This is a genomic window from Limnospira sp. PMC 289.06 (assembly GCF_032350395.1).
Taxonomy (GTDB): Bacteria; Cyanobacteriota; Cyanobacteriia; order Cyanobacteriales; family Microcoleaceae; genus Limnospira; species Limnospira platensis.
In genome coordinates, this window is sequence record NZ_JARPLC010000009.1 from 44,595 (window position 1) to 62,720 (window position 18,126).

Genomic DNA, 18,126 nt, shown 5'->3' on the forward strand with positions numbered 1-18,126 from the left:
ACAACAGCAATTGGAACAGCAGAAATCTACTGTGGCTGATTTACAATCACAGTTAAAACAAACTGTGGCGGCTGAGGTTCACCAAAAGCTACAACAGCAATTGGAACAGCAGAAATCTACTGTGGCTGATTTACAATCACAGTTATCTGCAAGTGTTTCCAGAGACAGCTATCAGAAACTAGAACAGGAAGCAGAACAACACAAAAATCTGATTAATCAGTTACAAGAACAGTTAGAAAATCGACAAGCCGAAATCACTGAGGTTCAGCAAAAACTTACTCGCATTGCGGAACTGGAAGGGATGCTATCACAAACTGTTCCGGCGGATAAGTATAGCGCTTTACAAATACAATCAGAACATCAGCGCTATATGGTTGAAACCATGAAAAAACAGTTGTGGGATTTGGTTAGTTCAGACCATAACCTAGAGTTGGGTGAACTGGAAACTGTTGATGGTCTGGTTAAATGCTGTGGTGTAGTTAGGCAAAAATTAGAGTCACAGGCGCGGGCGATTTCTGCTTTACAACAAAGAACTCAGGAGTTGCAGAGTTTGGCAATGTTGGCTGAGTCTCATTTGAATAAGTGGAGTAACCGCATTTTTTCTAAGACTTATTAATGGCTGCTGTTGGTTTCTATCTTGGTTAATTGAAAGGCTAATAAATGGGCGCATCAGTTTAGATGAAATGCGCCCCTGGTCTCTTGAATCTTTAACAGGTAGGTGAGTGATTATTAAACAGTTAACTGTTCGATCGCCTTTGTTTCGGGGTTAATGGACATTTTTTTGAGCCAGCTATAGTTAGCACCTAAAGCACCGAAAAAGGTTTGATGTACGGCATAATTAACCCCAAATTCCTCACAAACTTCTGCTAAAATCGGAGCAATTTTAGGATAGTGAATGTGGCAGATATGAGGAAATAGATGGTGGACGGCTTGATAGTTTAATCCCCCTACATACCAGTTAATAATTGGGTTTTTGGGGGCAAAATCAACGGTGGTTTTTACTTGTGCGATCGCCCATTCATCATCAATGTGTAAATTGTCGGGGTCTAAAAATTCCGCCGGTTCAATGACATGGGCTAACATAAATACCACACAGGCGACCAGTCCATGGGTCATATAGACAATAGAAGCGCCGATAACGGCTTCTAAGGGAGAATAACCAACGGCGATCGGGATGATTAAAAACACAGCCACACCGAAGGCTTTAAAGGCGAGTAAGGTTGCTATATCTACCCATGTTGGGGTGGGGATTTTATGGTCATGATATTGGCGCTTAAATAGCATAGTTTGCACATCTGCTATAGACCAATAGTAGGGAATGAACGGATAGACAAACCAAATGAACAGATGTTGATAGCGATGATACCAGCGATATTCCATGCTAGGAGACATCCGCACCAATTCATCCCCATGAATTTCTACGTCATGGCCTAGAATGTTGGTGTAGGTATGATGAAGCACATTGTGGCGAAACTTCCATAAATAACTAGAAACTCCGATCGCATCATGGGTTAATCCAGATAGATAATTCACCCATTGATATTTAGAATAACCGCCATGATTTCCGTCATGGCTAATATTAAAACCGACGGCGGAAACTCCAAAACCTAACACAATGCAACCCAGTAGTTTCATCCACAGCACATCAGGGCCAAAAACCACGAAGGTCCAAGCTGATACTACCCAAGCCAGAATAATTGCTGTTTTGAGGTACATGGCGGGGTTATCACGGGGGGAAATATTCTCCGCTTCAAAATAAGCGTTTACTCGACGATTTAGTTCTTTGCGGAACCCAATACTTTTCCCAAAAGTTACTTTTGACGTTGTTGATGTCATTAAACCTAAATTTTATTGATCACAAGCATGAGATTATAACACTGGTGGCAAAAAAAAACCTCACTGTCAACCCAGGCCCCTAAAAATTAAGGTTTTTTTAAGACTTTTGTGGAGATAGCCCACACCTGGGCCAACAATTAGGGAATCATTAAACTTGATTATATTTCGCAAATATCAACAGTGGATAACATAGGCAAATGTCAATAATTGCTGGCAAAATTAGTCACAAAAAAAATTGGTGTTTTGGCAAATTTATTGTATAATTGAACTGGGGATATTAACCTTAAATATCCTCACCTGAAATAGGAGAAAGTTATGCAAGAAATGTATCAGGGGGCAACGGGACTGCGACAACGTATCGCCCAGCTATCAGCAAATCCTAATGCTCAAGCCATTGCCATTGGAGTGACAGCAGTAGCGCTGACTCCGGTGGTTTTGCCCCTGGTTAAGCCAGTTCTGAAGGCTACGATTAAATCGGGTGTGACTTTGTTTGAAAAAGCTAAAGTCGCTATGGCTGAAACTGGGGAAATGGTGGCAGACATAGCAGCAGAAGCCAAAGCGGAAGCCTTGACAGAAGCTCAAAAGAGAGCGAGTTTAAAGTCGGCTATTTCCACGCCGCAACTCTCCCCAAACCAGGAATAAGCTAAAGGAGGATGTAGGCTATAGTTTAGAGGTGGCTTGAATATTCTATCAGCCACCTGTTGATCTATGGTGATTAATTCATAACTGATAATTCGTGAGCATTCCCATGGTTGAAAGCCTCAGCAATCATAGGCTTATAGATGGAATCGGGTAACTCCCGTTCCTTAGCTTCTGCTATCCACTGGGAGAGTGGAATTTCTCGACGACGTGATGATGATAACCGGGGCTTACTAACTGTCTTGGTGTTTGTTTGAGAAATTTTAGTAATAGCTGGCAGGAGTTTCGGCCCTAAGACCAAGACCCCTAGGCCCACCCAAGTTAAGGGATGATTGCCATGTCCATCCTCGATCATCTCTTTGAAATGAAAGGTGAGTACCGATTTTTCCAAATGAATCAGAGACATAACCTGTTCGACTGAAATATAATAAGATCAACATTCTGCTATTTATCAGGTTAGCAGGATTTTGCACATAACTGATAACTATTTGCAACAATTTTTATCCGGCTAGGAACTAGCCCAACCCAGGGGACGGGTTTATTAGTGTATCGATTAATTAGCCGGTGGGGGGCGGGTTTATTAGTCTTCTGGTGACTAGATATAATTGACGGTGGAACCCGCCCCTACAATTATCGGGGGCGGGTTTATTAGTCTTCTGGTGACTAAATATAATTGACGGTGGAACCCAGAGGGCGGGTTTATTAGTCTTCTGGTGACTAAATATAATTGACGGTGGAACCCAGAGGGCGGGTTTATTAGTCTTCTGGTGACTAAATATAATTGACGGTGGAACCCGCCCCTACAATTATCGGTTGTCCGTTATCCTATCGATTAATTAGCCGGTGGGGGGCGGGTTTATTAGTCTTCTGGTGACTAGATATAATTGACGGTGGAACCCGCCCCTACAATTATCGGGGGCGGGTTTATTAGTCTTCTGGTGACTAAATATAATTGACGGTGGAGGCGCGCCCCTACAATTATCCGTTGTCCATTTGATGTTCAACCAGGGGCCGGAGACTGTTCATTCCGGCTGCGATCGCTGAACCATTGTGGATAGCAGTGGCCACTAAAGGATTGAGTCCGACGGTGGAAGCCAACCCCAAAGCTGCTAAATTCGGGGCTACGACGAGAGCGATATTTTGGTCAATTAAATTGCGAGTTTGACGGGCGATATCAATGGCTTCTAAAACGTCTAAGAGGTTATTATTCATCAACACTACATCAGCGGTTTCTCTCGCAATATCAGAACCATGTTCAAAGGAAATGGAAACATCCGCATAAGCTAAAGCTACGGAATCATTTAACCCATCTCCGACAAAAGCGACAGTCCGACCGGCGCGATGTAAATCACGAACAATACGAGCTTTTTCATCGGGGAAGGCTTCCGCATAAACCCGCGATTTAGGAATCCCTAATTGTTCAGCAACGAAGGCGGCGCGTTGGGGGTTATCTCCGGTGAGTAAATGTACCTGAATACCATAATTTTGTTGTAGGGCTTGTAGGAGGCGATCGCTTTCGGGTTTCAGGGGGTCAGTATATTCAATCACCCCTTGAAAATTGCCATCACAAGCTACATAAATTTGGGTCATTTGGGTAGTTGTCATCTGAGCAATCAGGGAATTATCACCCCAATTAACCCCCTGTTGTTCCAGAAAACGTTGACTTCCCACCAATACCTGATGGCTTTCAATTTCGGCTCGTACTCCCAAGCCCAAATCATAGAACCATTCTCCCCGTGGGGGAATAGTAATGTCAAGTTGAGCAGCATAATTAACGATCGCCTCTGCGACGGGGTGATTAAGCCTCATTTCCGCCGCCGCCGCCAGTTTTAGCAGTTCGGTTTCTGACATTCCTCCGGGAATAGTCCGCACCGCAGCGATCGCAATTTCACCCTCGGTCAGAGTTCCGGTTTTATCAAAAACCACGGTATCAACTTCGGCGAGTTGTTCCAAAGTCCGACCACTGCGAACCAAGATACCATGGCGGGTTGTATGATTTAATGCACCCCAAAAAGCCGTAGGGATTGACACTCTAATTCCGGTGACAAAATCGAGGGTAAGAATAGCGGCAGCCCTGGCGGAATCTCGGCTAGTCACTAATACAATACCCGCCAATAGTAGAGACGGCCAGATTAACCTATCTGCTACTTTTTCGGCATAGTTAGCCATGCGGGTATCATAGACGGGAGCCTTTTGTAATAATTCTATACTCAAAGCTGCCCTAGTTTGGGAACCGACGCGATCGGCTTGTAAATAAAGCTGTCCTGAACGCACCAAAGTAGAAGCTAAAACGGATTCTCCCACCCGTTTAACTAATGGCATTGCTTCCCCAGTTAAACCCTGTTCATCAATAACGGCTTCCCCTTTTAAAACAGTACCATCTACGGGGATTTGTTCCCCCGGATAAACCACGACCTTATCCCCCACCTGAAGGCGATCGCTTGGGATTTGTTTAGGGGGTAAATCATCCACCACCACCCATGCAAACCTACCAATAGCATCCATCAAACTCGCCGTGCGTACCTCCGTCGCCCGCGCCGTTTTTTCCCGAATTACATCCCCCAATTCATGCAGTAAAATCACCATAGCCGGGGTAACTAACTTACCCTGAGTCGCGCTTAAACTCAGGGCGAGAAAATCCAGACAATCAATATTCAACCGTCGCTGATTAATCAAGCTATTAAAAGCCCGTTTAGCCACAGGAAAAGCCGCTAGAATAAACGCTATTCTCGCCACGGATCGCAATCGTGTTAATTGCGGAAACCGACTTAAAACCGCCAACGCCGTCGCTATAATTGGCAGCCTCAGACTCGACTCCGTTTCCTCTAAATACCCTGATTCTTCCGGGGTTTCCGGCTCATTATTAACCCTAAAATTTGGCTTATCATAAAACTCTTGATTTGTCAAGTCTTTGACTGCATTAATCACCAAATTTGATAAGTCAACCGCCGCCAATTGATTAGGGACATACTGAACCACCATACAGGCGGCTACCCGGTTAATCCGCACAGAGGTAATACCGGAGTGTTTTTCTAAAAGCGGCTGAATTTCAGTAGCTAATTGGGGATGTTTAGCTAATAGGGGAAGCCGAAACCGAGTCCGTCCAGCCACCTGATGAATAACCTGGCATTCTTGATTAGATAATGATGGTGATATTGCAGTGGTCATGATGTTGCTTCAGAATCATCGGGGACGGAATTTTCATCTGGTTTAGCAGTAGTTTCAGCAATTTCTAGGATACTAACTAAATACATACCTAATTCCAATTCTGAAACCCCAGCCGGGTCATATTGAATAATCAAAGATGCAGCCGTCCGGTTAATGCGTACCGATTTAACTCGCTGTTCATCAGACAAAAGTTTTTCTAACCGTTTCGCATAGAGAACATCAGTCATTAAACGGGGAATACGCAGCCGAAGCCGTCCGGGTATAGAATGGACAATGGTATAATCTTCGGTTTGAGTTGTGGTAGCTGTCGGACTATTATCTTGATGGTTGTTAGGACTTTCAGCTTGAGTCGAATTAGTAGCCGGAGAGTTAGCCTTAGCCTCCTGTTTTAATTGTCTAACTAATTGACGAATAATTGCTGCCATTAACAGGTTAACCATCAAGGCTTGCGCGCCCCGTAGCTGCAGGCGACTGGTAACTAATAAACCCGCCAACACAGGTAAAATCGTCACCACTTCCTCATAGTCTTCTAACCACCGACCTATTTGGGGAAGAATATCGGGATTTTCTACGGTTTTAACTTCTGTAGATAATGCTGAATCAGTCATCGTCAATTTACCTTATTTTTAGGAGAGTATACCATGGAAATTTACCAACCATATAACTAGGATAACTATTGACAACCTCTGCGGTGTCGATGTCGGTGTCCACCATCACAGTTTTTGTGGTTAGATATGGCTATAGTTTGACTACCTCTGCTGACACAACGTTTAAAGGCGGGTAAATGGTTTTCTTGGGATGCACGTTGCAAATTTAAGAACACATTTTGTACATCCCAGTAGTTTGATGTTGCCTTCAATAACCTTTGATACATTTCCCCATTTTCAATTTCGGCTTTAACTCCTTGTTCGCAGGCTTCTTGTACTGAGTCGGGGGGAATTATACGAGTTTCCCAGTCATCCTCTGGTATGGGAATATTATACCTGATAAACAGTGGCATTAATGCCTGTATATGCCGTTTTTCAGCTTCGATAATATTCACAAAAGGTTTAATCGGTCCGAATTTTTGGATAATTAACCGATAGGTTGCACAGGCTTTATATTCATCCTGTATGGCTTCACATAAAGCCTGTTTAAGGTCATCAAATTCTGGATTATTTGACATCTTGATTAACTCCTGATTCACTCATTAAATTAGGGAGATATCCATTCGTAAAACTCGATCGCTTCTGGGGGGCAACTATGACAGCCTCCGCAGGCTTTACCTTCCACCTTACAAACCCGCCCTTTTCTAATTAATTTTCCCAGCATTAATCGCAGGGTTTCCGCATCAATTTTCATTTGATGTTCTAATTCTGCTAAAGAAACGCGACCATGATTTCTGAGATGATTTTGCAGTTGTTGAAGTAGCATAATTTACCACCGTATAAAGCTGCGATCGCTAGTCTCTATTTTATCATGAATATACCTGTTAACACGGAGAAACAGAATTTTCACAAATCTTTGAGACTAGCTACCACAAAAAAGGCTAATAGCAACAGGTGAGATAACCTGCTTTTTTGGCAAGTGCAACCCCGACTACAAACGGGGAGAATGGCGACGGTTACTAACAGCTTTGAGACTGACTAAAGTAGCACCCATGACAATACAAAGTCCCATCAATAAACCCAAAGCCTCTCCGGTATTTTGTGATAAATTCATAGCCTGATAGTAGAAACTAGCAACCCAGTAGGCTAGTCCAGTAGTCCAAAGCGCCACAAACACCGTCCAACCCAGATTAGTTTCCCGGTAAACAGCGGCAATTGCAGACACACAGGGGAAATAAAGCAACACAAATAACAGGAAAGCAAAAGCGGCGCTAGAACTACCAAACCGTTGATACATTTGACCAAAGGTGCTATAACTAACCTGCTGTGCTGTCGCGGCTTCTTCCTGATTATCAGTGCTTTCCATAATACTTAAACCAACCGGATCAAGTATTTGATTACCTAAATCAGCTAAGTTAGCGGGAATACTAGCAAAGGCTTCGGCCATACCTCCCCAAAAACTAAATTCTTCTTCTGCTTCTTCCTCGGAGTCGGCAGCGGATGCTTGATCAGCCCCTAATTGCTTATAAAGGGCATCCATACTACCAACCATGACCTCTTTGGCAAATACTCCGGTAAATAAGCCGACAGTAGCCGGCCAATTATCTTGAGTGATTCCCATGGGGCTAAAAACTGGGGTAATTGTGCGACTAACGGCACTCAAAAGAGAATCCTGGCTATCCTGTTTCCCAAAAGAACCATCGGTTCCGACAGAGTTTAATAAACCCAGAATTAACACGACAATCACAATCATTTTCCCGGCGCGGGTGATAAAGGCTTTTAACCTTTCCCAAGCGCGGATTAATACACCTTTGGGGGTGGGAATATGATAGGGGGGTAATTCCATGACAAAGGGGGCAGATTGACCGCGTAAGAGGGTATGCTTCATGACTAACCCGGTGAACACGGCGGCTAAAATGCCGATGATGTAAAGTAAGAAAACGATATTTTGTCCGTTTCTGGGGAAAAATGCTGCTACAAATAGGGCATAAACTGGTAGGCGCGCCCCACAGGACATAAAGGGATTCATTAAGACGGTCATTAGGCGATCGCGAGGATTTTCTAAGGTCCTGGTTGCCATAATACCGGGAATATTGCAGCCAAAACCGACCATCATGGGCACAAAAGATTTACCCGGAAGCCCCATAAACCGCATAAACCGATCCATAACAAAGGCGGCGCGGGCGAGATAGCCAGAGTCTTCTAAGATGGCTAGACAGATAAACATTAAGCCAATTTGGGGGATAAATGTAGCGGTGGTTTGGATACCGCCGCCAACTCCTTCGGCGAGAGTGCCGATTAACCAACCAGGGGCGTTAATTTGCTCAAGACCATGAGCCATGCCATCTACAAATACGGTACCAAAGGCGATCTCAAAAAAGTCGATAAATGCGCCGCCAAAGTTAATGGAAATCAGGAACATCAGGTACATGACTACCAAGAAAATGGGTATACCCCAGGCGCGACTGAGGATGACCTGATCAATGCGATCGGAAACGTGCTGTTGTACTACATCCGATCGCTGTGTGATACCCTGTAACATCTGATGAATCCAGCTATAGCGAGCATCAGCAATCAATAGGTCGATATCTTCTCCCAGGGTTTGGTGTATGCGGTGGCGGTGGGTGGCAATTTGCTTAACGACATCTTGATTAACCAAACTTTGGCGATCGTCATATTGCAATAAACTGAGACTTTGCCAACGATGGTCTGGGGGTAAGTAGTTATATTGTTGGGCTACCGATTCGGTAATTTCACTTAGGGCGGCTTCGATAACGGCTGGATAGGCGACTTTGGCTTGGGGGCGGTCTGCCAAATGTATGGCATCTCGGACAATTTCCCGCAGTTGTTCTACCCCTCGCCCGGAACTAGCACTCATGGGAATTACGGGACAGCCTAAGCGATCGCCTAATTGTTGGGCATCAATGGTAATTTGCCGCTGCTTGGCTATATCTATCATATTCAGGGCGATCGCGATCGGTAAACCCATTTCCAGCAGTTGGGTGGTTAGATACAGATTTCGCTCTAGGTTGGACGCATCTACGATATTGATAATTAGGGTGGCTTCACCGGATAGTAAATAGTCTCGCGCTACCTGTTCATCTAATCCTGTGCTGGCATCTTCCACGTCGAGAGAGTAAACCCCTGGTAGGTCAATGACTTTGATGGTCTGGTTTTGATAACGATAGCTTCCCTCTTTCCGTTCTACGGTAACTCCGGGCCAGTTACCTACCCGCTGATTACTACCAGTTAAAGCGTTAAATAGGGTCGTTTTCCCACAGTTAGGGTTCCCCACCAAAGCAATACAGGACACCGCCGCCTTGTTATCGGTTTGGCGGTTCACTTCCATAGACTGACTCACAATTTTGTTCCTCGTTTAGGATGGGTCGATTAATGCCACCTGGAGGGCATCTGCTTCGTCTTTGCGTAAACTCAGGTTAAATCCCCTGACCTCAATTTGAGTCGGGTCTCCTAAAGGGGCGTGGCGTTTGACTGTAAATTCGACCCCTGGAGTTAATCCCATGGCTAATAATTTCCGTTTGTAGCTACCCGCGCCAGAGTCATAACCAACCACCCGCAACCGAGAACCGATCGCCGCATGGCGCAACTGCACAACATTAGTTTTATTCATTGATGAGAGTTTCCTTTTGGACTGGGTGAGGTTTTCTGTGGCGACCTGAATATTCTCAGCCATATCTGCCCCCAGTCCTAAGCGATGGTCGCCTAGGGCGATAATCACTGATCCACTGGTTGTGGAACTAATGACATTTAATTCTACACCGGGCATTAACCCCATTCCCATTAGACGGGTATTGCCTCCGGCACAGTTGAGAGCAACTATATATAAGCGATCGCCTACCTTCGCCTCCGACAAAGCAAAGGCTCCCGGAGTTGATGGTTTGCCCACTACAACCAATGATTCTGGTGATTCACTTATGGTGCGATCGTGACCAGTGTTGTCTTTGAGGTAAGTAAATCCTGACCAGCTTGATCCACCATCAAAGCAGTTCACGGATACATCGGCACAGTAGTTATCATTGTCCATAATCTATTGGCTCTTGTTGAGCTAATTGAGAATTAATTTTAATTAATACCATATAACTAGGTTAAAAATCCCATTGTTAATAAATTTTTAACAAACCCCCTTGTTTAGAAAAATCAAAAATTATACCACAAAAATTAATTTTGTCAACTACTTGCAATATTTGTTTGTAGTGTGTTACATTTGTTTACAAGAAGTCAAAGAGGCAAAAATATTATGGTTCGTGGACAAATTATGGAAGAAGGTGGACGCGCAAACGTTTATGCGATCGAACCCCAAGTATATGTAGAGGAAGCGCAACAATTCGGTTTCAACAAACACGCAGAGAAACTCAACGGACGACTAGCTATGATCGGGTTTGTATCCGCCCTAGCCTTAGAAGTATTAACCGGACATGGTTTAATCGGCTGGTTAACTAGCCTGTAAAACCCAGATTTTCTCAGCCTATAATTTCAGTAGCATTTCGGAGAATTGTATGAAAACAGATTTTAACTTTCCTAACCAATACATGATGGGACCCGTAATCTTTCGACCGGACTTTAACAGTCCCTCAGAAGTGATTACCGCTAACCAAGCCTGGTCTTTATTCTTCACAGGTGGTCAGGAAGATAAAGCCCTTGGCTATAATGCAGAATACGGAAGATTTTTTACAAATTTACTGATGGCGATCGCCGTTAGCGGCGCTATTGGGGCTTTGATTTTCACTAACTTAGCCTAAGTCATCAAATTTACCTATCTCTCCCTAGTCACTAATAACAAACCGTCCCTGTTTAGAAATAAGCAGGGACTTTTTTTAGTTTTTCCCCGAATTAGCCCAACCTGTGATAAGATATTCTCGATATCGGTTCTAAGGGAAATCAGCCCTTAGAGGAAACGGGGAAAGTCCGGTGTAAGTCCGGCGCTGTCCCGCAACTGTGATGGGACTCTGTTGGTCTCTCAGTCAGAATGCCCGCCGATAAGTAACCTATTGTTGATTCATCTGCGAGGTATGGATGATGGTTGATTTAGTATTTTCACAATCTAAATATCATAGCGATCGCCCATCTAAACCCTAAGAAAATCTCAACATTATATAGATAGCCAATCGCTATAATTTCGGAGGAGTCAAAAAACCGTGCATAAAATTCCTGTAACCATCATCACCGGATTTTTAGGGGCTGGAAAAACCACCCTAATCCGCCATTTACTACAAAATAACCAAGGTCGTCGTATCGCGGTATTAGTCAATGAATTTGGCGAAGTAGGTATTGATGGCGAAATCCTCAAATCTTGCCAAGTGTGTGACGAAGAAGAAACGGAAACTAATATCATCGAATTAGCCAATGGTTGTCTGTGTTGCACCGTCCAGGAAGAGTTTTTGCCCACTATGCAAGAACTACTTAAACGCCAGGATACGATTGATTCGATATTAATAGAAACCTCTGGTTTAGCTTTACCCAAGCCACTGGTGCAAGCGTTCCGATGGCCGGAAATTCGCACTAAAGCCACTGTGGATGGTGTGATTACGGTAGTTGATAGTGAAGCCTTAGCTAATGGTCAACTGGTGGGAGATTTAGAGGCTTTAGAACAGCAGCGCCAAGCGGATGAAACCTTGGAACATGAAACACCAATTGAGGAGTTATTTGAGGATCAGTTAGCCTGTGCTGATTTGGTACTTTTGACGAAAGGCGATCGCATTGATGAAGAGTCTCAGCAGCGGGTTCACCAATGGCTAAAACAGGAGTTAACCCCAGGAGTGCAGATGGTTTCCTGTCAGCAAGGTAAAATTTCGGCTGACATATTATTAGGCTTTAATGCAGCCGTAGAAGACCATCTGGACAGTCGCCCAAGTCACCATGACCAGGAAGAGGAACACGAACACGATGATGATATCAATGCTGTGCATTTAGTCTTAGATCCGGTTGGGGACTCGGCTAGTTTAGTCAATCAATTAAAGGCGATCGCCCAGCAGTTTGAAATCTACCGGATTAAAGGTTTTGTAGCCGTCGCCAATAAACCAATGCGGATGGTAGTTCAAGGAGTCGGAAACCGATTTGAGACCTTCTTCGATCGCCCCTGGAAAACCGACGAACCTCGCCAAACTCAACTGGTGTTTATTGGTCGTAGTCTTAATCAACAACAAATAGCCGCTTCTTTGGAATCAGAAACCATGGCGTTAAACGGGTAGAATTTGAGAGATTTTAGCGATACTTTCTAACATCTCCCCAACCAACCCGGTTTTTTTTCCAGAAGCCGGGTTTCTAATTCCCCACGATACCTTAAAAAAAGAAACCGGGTCAAAAAAGGGTTGACAACGAGTCTGCCAGCGCTATATGTTAAGGTTTACAGTTTGCAGCGCCGCCAAAACAGCCCCAATATAATCATACTTTACCCCACTTTCCGTCTCGTCTCCATCCCACCTTATCTTAATAGCATATTGCGTCCCCTGGGTATTCCCCAATTTAGTTTAGCCTCTAAGACCTGGTAGATTTACCTTGGGATGCCCAAATTTAGTCAAGGCTTCACAAATCCTGATAGGAAAACTGTTTAATCATCTATGGTTCAAAAACGAACAATTGAGGAATTGCATCAGTCAGCATCTTTATTCTGGCCAGAGTTTTTGGTTCAACAACAACTCAAACAGAGTATTATCCCGGTGTTGATTGAAACCCAACAGCAGTTTCTCTCAATTCTTGCCTTGGAATTAGAAAATCCCCTAGATATCTTTACCGCTTTAGAAATATCAAAGCTCTCCGCTAATTTATTTCTCAAACACCTTCTAATTTTAGCAGATTTTGGAGGGGAAAAACTACAACGTTTAAATCAAGAGTTTCATTTATTGTTCCCCGATGGACAATTAGAGTATGTTTGGAACAATACTCAATTTTGTTATCGTTTTCAGGCGTTACCCATATCAGGAATATTATCAAACCAAAAACTTAACATTTCCAGCCAGAAATCGCTGTTTAAAAAACACGCTTTGTCTGAAGTATATAAAGATATTATTGTTGTTATCCTGTTTGCTGGAGATTCAACAAATACTAAAATTTCTGGCATTTTTAAGACTTGGGGATGTCAAATTGGAGAATTAATGGGTAAGTACGATGAACTTTCCGAGTTTATAAGCCAGCGTTATATTTATCTAAGCCGTATTACTGCAGGAGCTAAAAGTAATGATTTGGGTCAGCTTTTGCAACGTCATATATATAAATATTTAGCCAAAAAGTTAAATCACAAGGATATTGATATCAACCTCAATTCTACCATTCCTGGAGTCAGCCATAAGCAAATCGGAAAAAGAGAAACCAACTTTGATATCGTCCTGAATAAAGGTGAAAAATATATAGCAATTGAAATTAGCTTTCAGGAAACCACAAATAGCACAATTGAGCGGAAAGCGGGTCAAGCAAAATCAAGATTTGAGCAGATTGATGGCTTGGGTAACAAGATTATTTATATCATTGATGGAGTCGGTAACTTCCAACGCCAATCTGCTCTGAATACTATTGATGAGTATAGCCACTTGCTTTTGGTATTTTCTGAGTCAGAACTGAATTACTTAAACCACTTTATTCTCGACTTTATAGAAAATGAAAACTGTTAAATTTATAGATTTATTCGCCGGAATTGGGGGATTGCGACTCGGCTTTGAACAGGCGGTTGACTCCTTCGGTTGCATCCCTGATTGTCTCCTCAGTAGTGAAATTGATAGGGATGCTAGACAGGTTTATCAAGCCAACTTTTCCGAAACTCCCCAAGGGGATATTAAGACCATTTCCTCCCTTCCCCCTCATCATATTTTGCTGGCTGGATTTCCTTGTCAAAGTTTCTCATACGCGGGAAAAAAAGCCGGATTTGGAGATACGCGGGGAACCTTGTTTTTTGAGATTTTACGCCTCATAGATAGCCAACAACCCCAGGCTTTTATTTTTGAGAATGTTCGCGGTTTAGTCACCCATGACCAAGGAAAAACTATTAACACAATTCGCCAAAAAATGCAAGAGCGGGGTTATAGTTTTGACCTATTTTTACTGAATAGCTCCAATTATGGTGTCCCCCAAAATCGTGTCCGAGCCTATATGATGGGTGTTCTGAATCAAACCCCTCACTTTAACCTTTTGTCCGATTTGGGGGCTAAGGATTCTCACTCTTATCAGTCCGGTCAACTGTCTTTATTTTCGGCGTATCAAACTCCCTGTAAAGTCAGAGATATTTTAGAGGATAATCCCCCCCAACATTATGATTGTTCTGCGGAATTTACCACCGCATTACGAACTTTTCTGAAGGGGGACTTAGAGAAATTACATGGGGTGAGACTGATTGACTATCGGGGAGGAAACTCGATTCACTCTTGGGAGTTAGGGTTACGGGGAGACTGTACCCCCCAGGAAATTGACCTGATGAATCGCTTGATTACTAAACGCCGCCATAAGGTTTTTGGTCAACATCAAGATGGGAAGTTACTCACCCAGGCTCAAATTGCCAGTTTTTATCCCCATCCAAATTTACAGCAATTATTAGGGTCTTTGGTTGACAAAAACTATCTGCAAATTATTGATGATAAATATAAGCCAGTGGCGGGTAATTTTTCCTTTGAAGTCTATAAGTTTCTCGACCTCGATAAAATATCGGTGACTTTGGTGGCTAGTGATGCGAACCGATTGGGGGTATATCATCGGGGAAGAGTCCGTCGAATTACTCCCCGTGAGGCGGCGCGTTTACAGGGGTTCCCAGATTCTTTCCAACTTCACCCCAATCAGAATAAGGCTTATCGTCAGTTGGGAAATTCGGTGACCATTCCGGTGGTTAAAGCGATCGCTCAAGAGTTGTTACTAAACTTAATACCAACAGCTAAGACTTCATTTCTTGGGAAACCATAAATTTCCCAGTAGCAACTAATGGGGATGGTCGTGATTATTGAGGTGATTTTCATCCTCTAAATTGATGCACTTTTGGCAACCTTATCGGCTTGGGAATTATCGCCACAGTCTTGAATAGCGATCGCGCCTATCTGCGATCGCCGTTCATTTTAATCTCTAACGCAGTCTTTCCACATCTTCCACCGACAACGACAAAGCCTGAGCTACTTGCTCTATACTTAAACCCATTGACAGCAGTTTAGGAATGGCTTCTCGTTGGGTTTGTTCGGCGCGATCGGCCCGTTGGCGTTCGAGTTTAGCTAATTCACTACCAGTGAGCAATAAATTACCCTGGTTATCCCACCAACGTAACCATTGCTGAGTCTGATTTTGATAGCTACCTGACCACACCCCCAACTCGACTCCCATAGTGGCGATCGCATAATGATGGCGATCGTTCGGTTCCAACCGATGATAGCGACCATCCACCCAGTGATAAACCTCTAACTCATGGGTTTTAATTACATAAATTGCATAATAAGGAATGCGAATAATCTGCTCATAAACCCAAAATTTTCCGGGTTTTTGATTGCCGCCTTCTGGCAAACGAGAGAGGGGGGTCTTGTCTCGTTCTTCAGAACCATCGCCGCTGGCTAATTCAATGGCAACAAAAGGAGCCGTATACTCCCGCCATAATACATAAGAACGGCGATATTGACCATCTAATTGCGGTGGAACATTGGGAACATAGAACCAATCTGGGGCTTCGGCACCCCGTTCAGGCGGGTCAGTTTCCCGCCAATAAATGCCACTATCTTGCCCGATCGCATATTGTCCGTCGGGGTGGAGAGTTTGCAATGTGCTTTCCAGAGAATCGGTCAATAAAATACTCTGGGGATGTTCTTGAAAGTTTTTCACAAACGTGCCGTCGGATTCAGGTAATTGAGTGTGATCGGGAAAAGCGGGCGGTACTATTGTCGGGTCTAGGCTTTGAGTCATGTCTATCCGCTAGTAAAAGGGCAGATATTTTATTTAATTATAGCTATTGAAGTGAAGGGTAGCTAATTTCTCTTGTTATTCTGGCTCCCATTCTGACTGGCATATTTCCCCAGCCATTTGATTTTCCTCTCTTAAACTGAGTGCGATCGATGCTTCAGCTTCCAGGGGCTTAATTTCTGACTCCGAATACTTACCCTTTGGTAGTGCGATCGGATTGGGAATAGTTGCTAAAGTCAGGGCGCGAGTAGTCTGGCAAATGGCATGATAGGGATCTATTTCCAGCACCTTATCAAAACAAATTAGCGCCTCTTCATACCGATGTAAATTACACAGCGTCGCCCCTTCATTGTACCATAAATCTGCCACATCCGGATTAATTTTTATCGCTTGTTCATAACACCGGATTGCCGCTTCATAGTCTTCTAATTGCTCCAAAATGATGCCTTTGTACACCCAAGCGGGAATAAAATGAGGGTTACAGTCAATCGCTTTTTCAAAACAATCCAAAGCCTGAGCATAGTTCTCCTGCTCTTGCCATACCATCCCTTCCTCAAACCACATTTCGCAGTCGGGGGCTTTTGTCATGGTTCCTTAACTCCTGCCAAGTCTTTTGTCTGCGGTTCTACCAACACATCCCCAGGGGGAAGTCCTGCCTAAAGTCGTTGTCCAGGGTATAATCAGCATACCGCAAGTTAACAGAGATATTGCCAGAGAAGTCCCCTAACCCGACTGCTGGAGACTTCTCCCTATTTTCCAGTCCCCTTGGTGTCTACCCTAAACTCGTTTGAAGCCAAATGAAAGATAAGAGGATTGATGAGTTAATTAATATTCTGAAAACTACTACTGATGAGGATACCCGCAGACGAGCGGCACAAGGCTTAGGTCAAATCGGCACAGGTAACGAAACGGCAATTTTGGCATTAGTCAAGTTTCTCGAAACTACTACTCATTTTTACATTCTTAATCCAGCGGCAGAAAGCTTAGGTAAAATTGGCCAAGGTAACGAAACTGCGATTTCGGCGTTAGTCAAGCTTCTGGAAACCTCTACTGATGTGGGTCCCCGCATAGGAGCAGCACAAGGCTTAGGTAAAATTGGCCAAGGTAACGAAACTGCGATTTCGGCGTTAGTCAAGCTTCTGGAAACCTCTACTGATGTGGGTCCCCGCATAGGAGCAGCACAAGGCTTAGTTCAAATCGGCAAAGATAACGAAACGGCAATTTCGGCTTTAGTCAAGCTTCTGGAAACCTCTACTGATGAGGATACCCGCAAACGAGCAGCACAAGGCTTAGGTGAAATCGGCAAAGGTAACGAAACGGCAATTTTGGCATTAGTCAAGTTTCTCGAAACTACTACTCATTTTTACATTCTTAATCCAGCGGCAGAAAGCTTAGGTAAAATTGGCCAAGGTAACGAAACTGCGATTTCGGCGTTAGTCAAGCTTCTGGAAACCTCTACTGATGTGGGTCCCCGCATAGGAGCAGCACAAGGCTTAGTTCAAATCGGCAAAGATAACGAAACGGCAATTTCGGCTTTAGTCAAGCTTCTGGAAACCTCTACCAATGAGTTTACCCGCAAACGAGCGGCAGAAAGCTTAGGTAAAATCGGCAAAGGTAACGAAACGGCAATTTCGGCGTTAGTTAATCTTCTGAAAACCCCTACCGATAAGTCTACCCGCAGTCAAGCGGTAAAAAGCTTAGGTCAAATCGGCAAAGATAACAAAACGGCAATTTCGGCGTTAGTCAACCTTCTAGAAATTACTACCGATGAGGATATCCGAATACTAGCAGCACAAAGCTTAGGTCAAATTGGCAAAGATAACGAAACCGCAATTTCGGCTTTAGTCAATCTTCTGGAAACCTCTACCGATGAGTCTACCCGCAGACAAGCAGCGGAAAGCTTAGGTCAAATCGGCAAAGATAACGAAACGGCAATTTCGGCTTTAGTCAAGCTTCTAGAAACTACTACCGATGAGTTTACCCGCATACAAGCGGCAAAAAGCTTAAATCAAATCGGCAA

At 43.8% G+C, this 18,126-nt stretch carries 17 protein-coding genes and 1 riboswitch; of the genes, 7 read left to right on the forward strand and 10 right to left on the reverse strand.

Annotation, left to right across the window (positions count from 1 at the left end):
- Window positions 1-31 precede the first annotated feature (31 nt).
- Window positions 32-616, forward strand: a complete 585-nt coding sequence (locus tag P5674_RS03815) for a hypothetical protein (protein ID WP_315669811.1) — start codon at window positions 32-34, stop codon at window positions 614-616.
- A 113-nt stretch (window positions 617-729) separates the two neighbouring features.
- Here the strand turns inward: P5674_RS03815 and P5674_RS03820 are convergent, their stop codons facing one another.
- Window positions 730-1,836 carry a fatty acid desaturase family protein gene (locus tag P5674_RS03820; protein ID WP_006617265.1) on the reverse strand — a complete coding sequence of 369 codons (1,107 nt, stop codon included), beginning with the start codon at window positions 1,834-1,836 and terminating at the stop codon, window positions 730-732.
- Between the two features lie 315 nt (window positions 1,837-2,151).
- Between P5674_RS03820 and P5674_RS03825 the strand changes: the two genes are divergently transcribed.
- On the forward strand, window positions 2,152-2,478 hold the full coding sequence (locus P5674_RS03825) for a DUF5132 domain-containing protein (RefSeq protein ID WP_006617264.1): 327 nt from the start codon (window positions 2,152-2,154) through the stop codon (window positions 2,476-2,478).
- A gap of 73 nt (window positions 2,479-2,551) precedes the next feature.
- Here the strand turns inward: P5674_RS03825 and P5674_RS03830 are convergent, their stop codons facing one another.
- The 7 genes from P5674_RS03830 to P5674_RS03860 form a co-directional block, all read right to left on the reverse strand.
- Window positions 2,552-2,881, reverse strand: coding sequence for a hypothetical protein (locus tag P5674_RS03830; protein ID WP_006617263.1), 330 nt, complete (start codon window positions 2,879-2,881; stop codon window positions 2,552-2,554).
- A gap of 572 nt (window positions 2,882-3,453) precedes the next feature.
- Window positions 3,454-5,643 (reverse strand): heavy metal translocating P-type ATPase, encoded by a 2,190-nt coding sequence (locus P5674_RS03835; RefSeq protein WP_014275883.1) that lies wholly within the window; start codon window positions 5,641-5,643, stop codon window positions 3,454-3,456.
- Window positions 5,640-6,251 carry an HMA2 domain-containing protein gene (locus P5674_RS03840; RefSeq protein WP_006618025.1) on the reverse strand — a complete coding sequence of 204 codons (612 nt, stop codon included), beginning with the start codon at window positions 6,249-6,251 and terminating at the stop codon, window positions 5,640-5,642. The genes P5674_RS03835 and P5674_RS03840 overlap by 4 nt, the downstream gene beginning before the upstream one ends.
- Window positions 6,252-6,316: 65 nt before the next feature.
- Window positions 6,317-6,808 (reverse strand): ferritin-like domain-containing protein, encoded by a 492-nt coding sequence (locus P5674_RS03845; RefSeq protein WP_006618024.1) that lies wholly within the window; start codon window positions 6,806-6,808, stop codon window positions 6,317-6,319.
- 29 nt (window positions 6,809-6,837) lie between these two features.
- Window positions 6,838-7,056: a FeoC-like transcriptional regulator gene (locus tag P5674_RS03850; RefSeq protein ID WP_006618023.1), complete on the reverse strand. Its 219-nt coding sequence runs from the start codon at window positions 7,054-7,056 to the stop codon at window positions 6,838-6,840.
- A 165-nt stretch (window positions 7,057-7,221) separates the two neighbouring features.
- The gene (gene feoB / locus P5674_RS03855) at window positions 7,222-9,579 is read right to left on the reverse strand and encodes a Fe(2+) transporter permease subunit FeoB (protein WP_006618022.1); all 2,358 of its coding nucleotides are present in this window, start codon (window positions 9,577-9,579) and stop codon (window positions 7,222-7,224) included.
- Window positions 9,580-9,606: 27 nt separating this feature from the next.
- Complete coding sequence (locus tag P5674_RS03860; protein WP_006618021.1) at window positions 9,607-10,275, reverse strand: ferrous iron transport protein A; 669 nt, start codon at window positions 10,273-10,275, stop codon at window positions 9,607-9,609.
- Window positions 10,276-10,488: 213 nt separating this feature from the next.
- Between P5674_RS03860 and P5674_RS03865 the strand changes: the two genes are divergently transcribed.
- The 5 genes from P5674_RS03865 to dcm all read left to right on the forward strand — a co-directional run bounded on the left by P5674_RS03865 (window position 10,489) and on the right by dcm (window position 15,131).
- On the forward strand, window positions 10,489-10,698 hold the full coding sequence (locus tag P5674_RS03865) for a chlorophyll a/b-binding protein (protein WP_006618020.1): 210 nt from the start codon (window positions 10,489-10,491) through the stop codon (window positions 10,696-10,698).
- A 49-nt stretch (window positions 10,699-10,747) separates the two neighbouring features.
- A complete protein-coding gene (locus tag P5674_RS03870; RefSeq protein WP_006618019.1) occupies window positions 10,748-10,990 on the forward strand; it encodes a hypothetical protein in 243 nt (80 codons plus the stop codon).
- A 107-nt stretch (window positions 10,991-11,097) separates the two neighbouring features.
- Window positions 11,098-11,243, forward strand: a riboswitch (cobalamin riboswitch).
- Window positions 11,244-11,386: 143 nt separating this feature from the next.
- Window positions 11,387-12,439, forward strand: coding sequence for a cobalamin biosynthesis protein CobW (cobW, locus tag P5674_RS03875; protein ID WP_006618018.1), 1,053 nt, complete (start codon window positions 11,387-11,389; stop codon window positions 12,437-12,439).
- Window positions 12,440-12,808: 369 nt separating this feature from the next.
- Entirely contained in the window at window positions 12,809-13,855 is a 1,047-nt protein-coding gene (locus P5674_RS03880; protein ID WP_006618017.1) for a DpnII family type II restriction endonuclease, read from the forward strand.
- Window positions 13,842-15,131, forward strand: coding sequence for a DNA (cytosine-5-)-methyltransferase (gene dcm / locus P5674_RS03885; RefSeq protein WP_006618016.1), 1,290 nt, complete (start codon window positions 13,842-13,844; stop codon window positions 15,129-15,131). Before P5674_RS03880 ends, dcm begins: the two co-directional genes overlap by 14 nt.
- A 156-nt stretch (window positions 15,132-15,287) precedes the next feature.
- Here dcm and P5674_RS03890 read toward each other — a convergent pair whose 3' ends face one another.
- Both P5674_RS03890 and P5674_RS03895 read right to left on the reverse strand, forming a co-directional pair.
- Window positions 15,288-16,109, reverse strand: coding sequence for a Uma2 family endonuclease (locus tag P5674_RS03890; RefSeq protein WP_006618015.1), 822 nt, complete (start codon window positions 16,107-16,109; stop codon window positions 15,288-15,290).
- Window positions 16,110-16,184: 75 nt separating this feature from the next.
- Window positions 16,185-16,694, reverse strand: a complete 510-nt coding sequence (locus tag P5674_RS03895) for a tetratricopeptide repeat protein (protein ID WP_006618014.1) — start codon at window positions 16,692-16,694, stop codon at window positions 16,185-16,187.
- Between the last annotated feature and the right edge of the window lie 1,432 nt (window positions 16,695-18,126).

What these genes read in the sequence shown, in the direction of transcription:
- P5674_RS03820 (WP_006617265.1), bottom strand. Translation starts at nt 1,836, where the DNA reads ATGACATCAACAACGTCAAAAGTAACTTTTGGGAAAAGTATTGGGTTC.
- P5674_RS03825 (WP_006617264.1), top strand. Translation starts at nt 2,152, where the DNA reads ATGCAAGAAATGTATCAGGGGGCAACGGGACTGCGACAACGTATCGCC.
- P5674_RS03830 (WP_006617263.1), bottom strand. Translation starts at nt 2,881, where the DNA reads ATGTCTCTGATTCATTTGGAAAAATCGGTACTCACCTTTCATTTCAAA.
- P5674_RS03835 (WP_014275883.1), bottom strand. Translation starts at nt 5,643, where the DNA reads ATGACCACTGCAATATCACCATCATTATCTAATCAAGAATGCCAGGTT.
- P5674_RS03840 (WP_006618025.1), bottom strand. Translation starts at nt 6,251, where the DNA reads ATGACTGATTCAGCATTATCTACAGAAGTTAAAACCGTAGAAAATCCC.
- P5674_RS03845 (WP_006618024.1), bottom strand. Translation starts at nt 6,808, where the DNA reads ATGTCAAATAATCCAGAATTTGATGACCTTAAACAGGCTTTATGTGAA.
- P5674_RS03850 (WP_006618023.1), bottom strand. Translation starts at nt 7,056, where the DNA reads ATGCTACTTCAACAACTGCAAAATCATCTCAGAAATCATGGTCGCGTT.
- feoB (WP_006618022.1), bottom strand. Translation starts at nt 9,579, where the DNA reads ATGGAAGTGAACCGCCAAACCGATAACAAGGCGGCGGTGTCCTGTATT.
- P5674_RS03860 (WP_006618021.1), bottom strand. Translation starts at nt 10,275, where the DNA reads ATGGACAATGATAACTACTGTGCCGATGTATCCGTGAACTGCTTTGAT.
- P5674_RS03865 (WP_006618020.1), top strand. Translation starts at nt 10,489, where the DNA reads ATGGTTCGTGGACAAATTATGGAAGAAGGTGGACGCGCAAACGTTTAT.
- P5674_RS03870 (WP_006618019.1), top strand. Translation starts at nt 10,748, where the DNA reads ATGAAAACAGATTTTAACTTTCCTAACCAATACATGATGGGACCCGTA.
- P5674_RS03880 (WP_006618017.1), top strand. Translation starts at nt 12,809, where the DNA reads ATGGTTCAAAAACGAACAATTGAGGAATTGCATCAGTCAGCATCTTTA.
- dcm (WP_006618016.1), top strand. Translation starts at nt 13,842, where the DNA reads ATGAAAACTGTTAAATTTATAGATTTATTCGCCGGAATTGGGGGATTG.
- P5674_RS03890 (WP_006618015.1), bottom strand. Translation starts at nt 16,109, where the DNA reads ATGACTCAAAGCCTAGACCCGACAATAGTACCGCCCGCTTTTCCCGAT.
- P5674_RS03895 (WP_006618014.1), bottom strand. Translation starts at nt 16,694, where the DNA reads ATGACAAAAGCCCCCGACTGCGAAATGTGGTTTGAGGAAGGGATGGTA.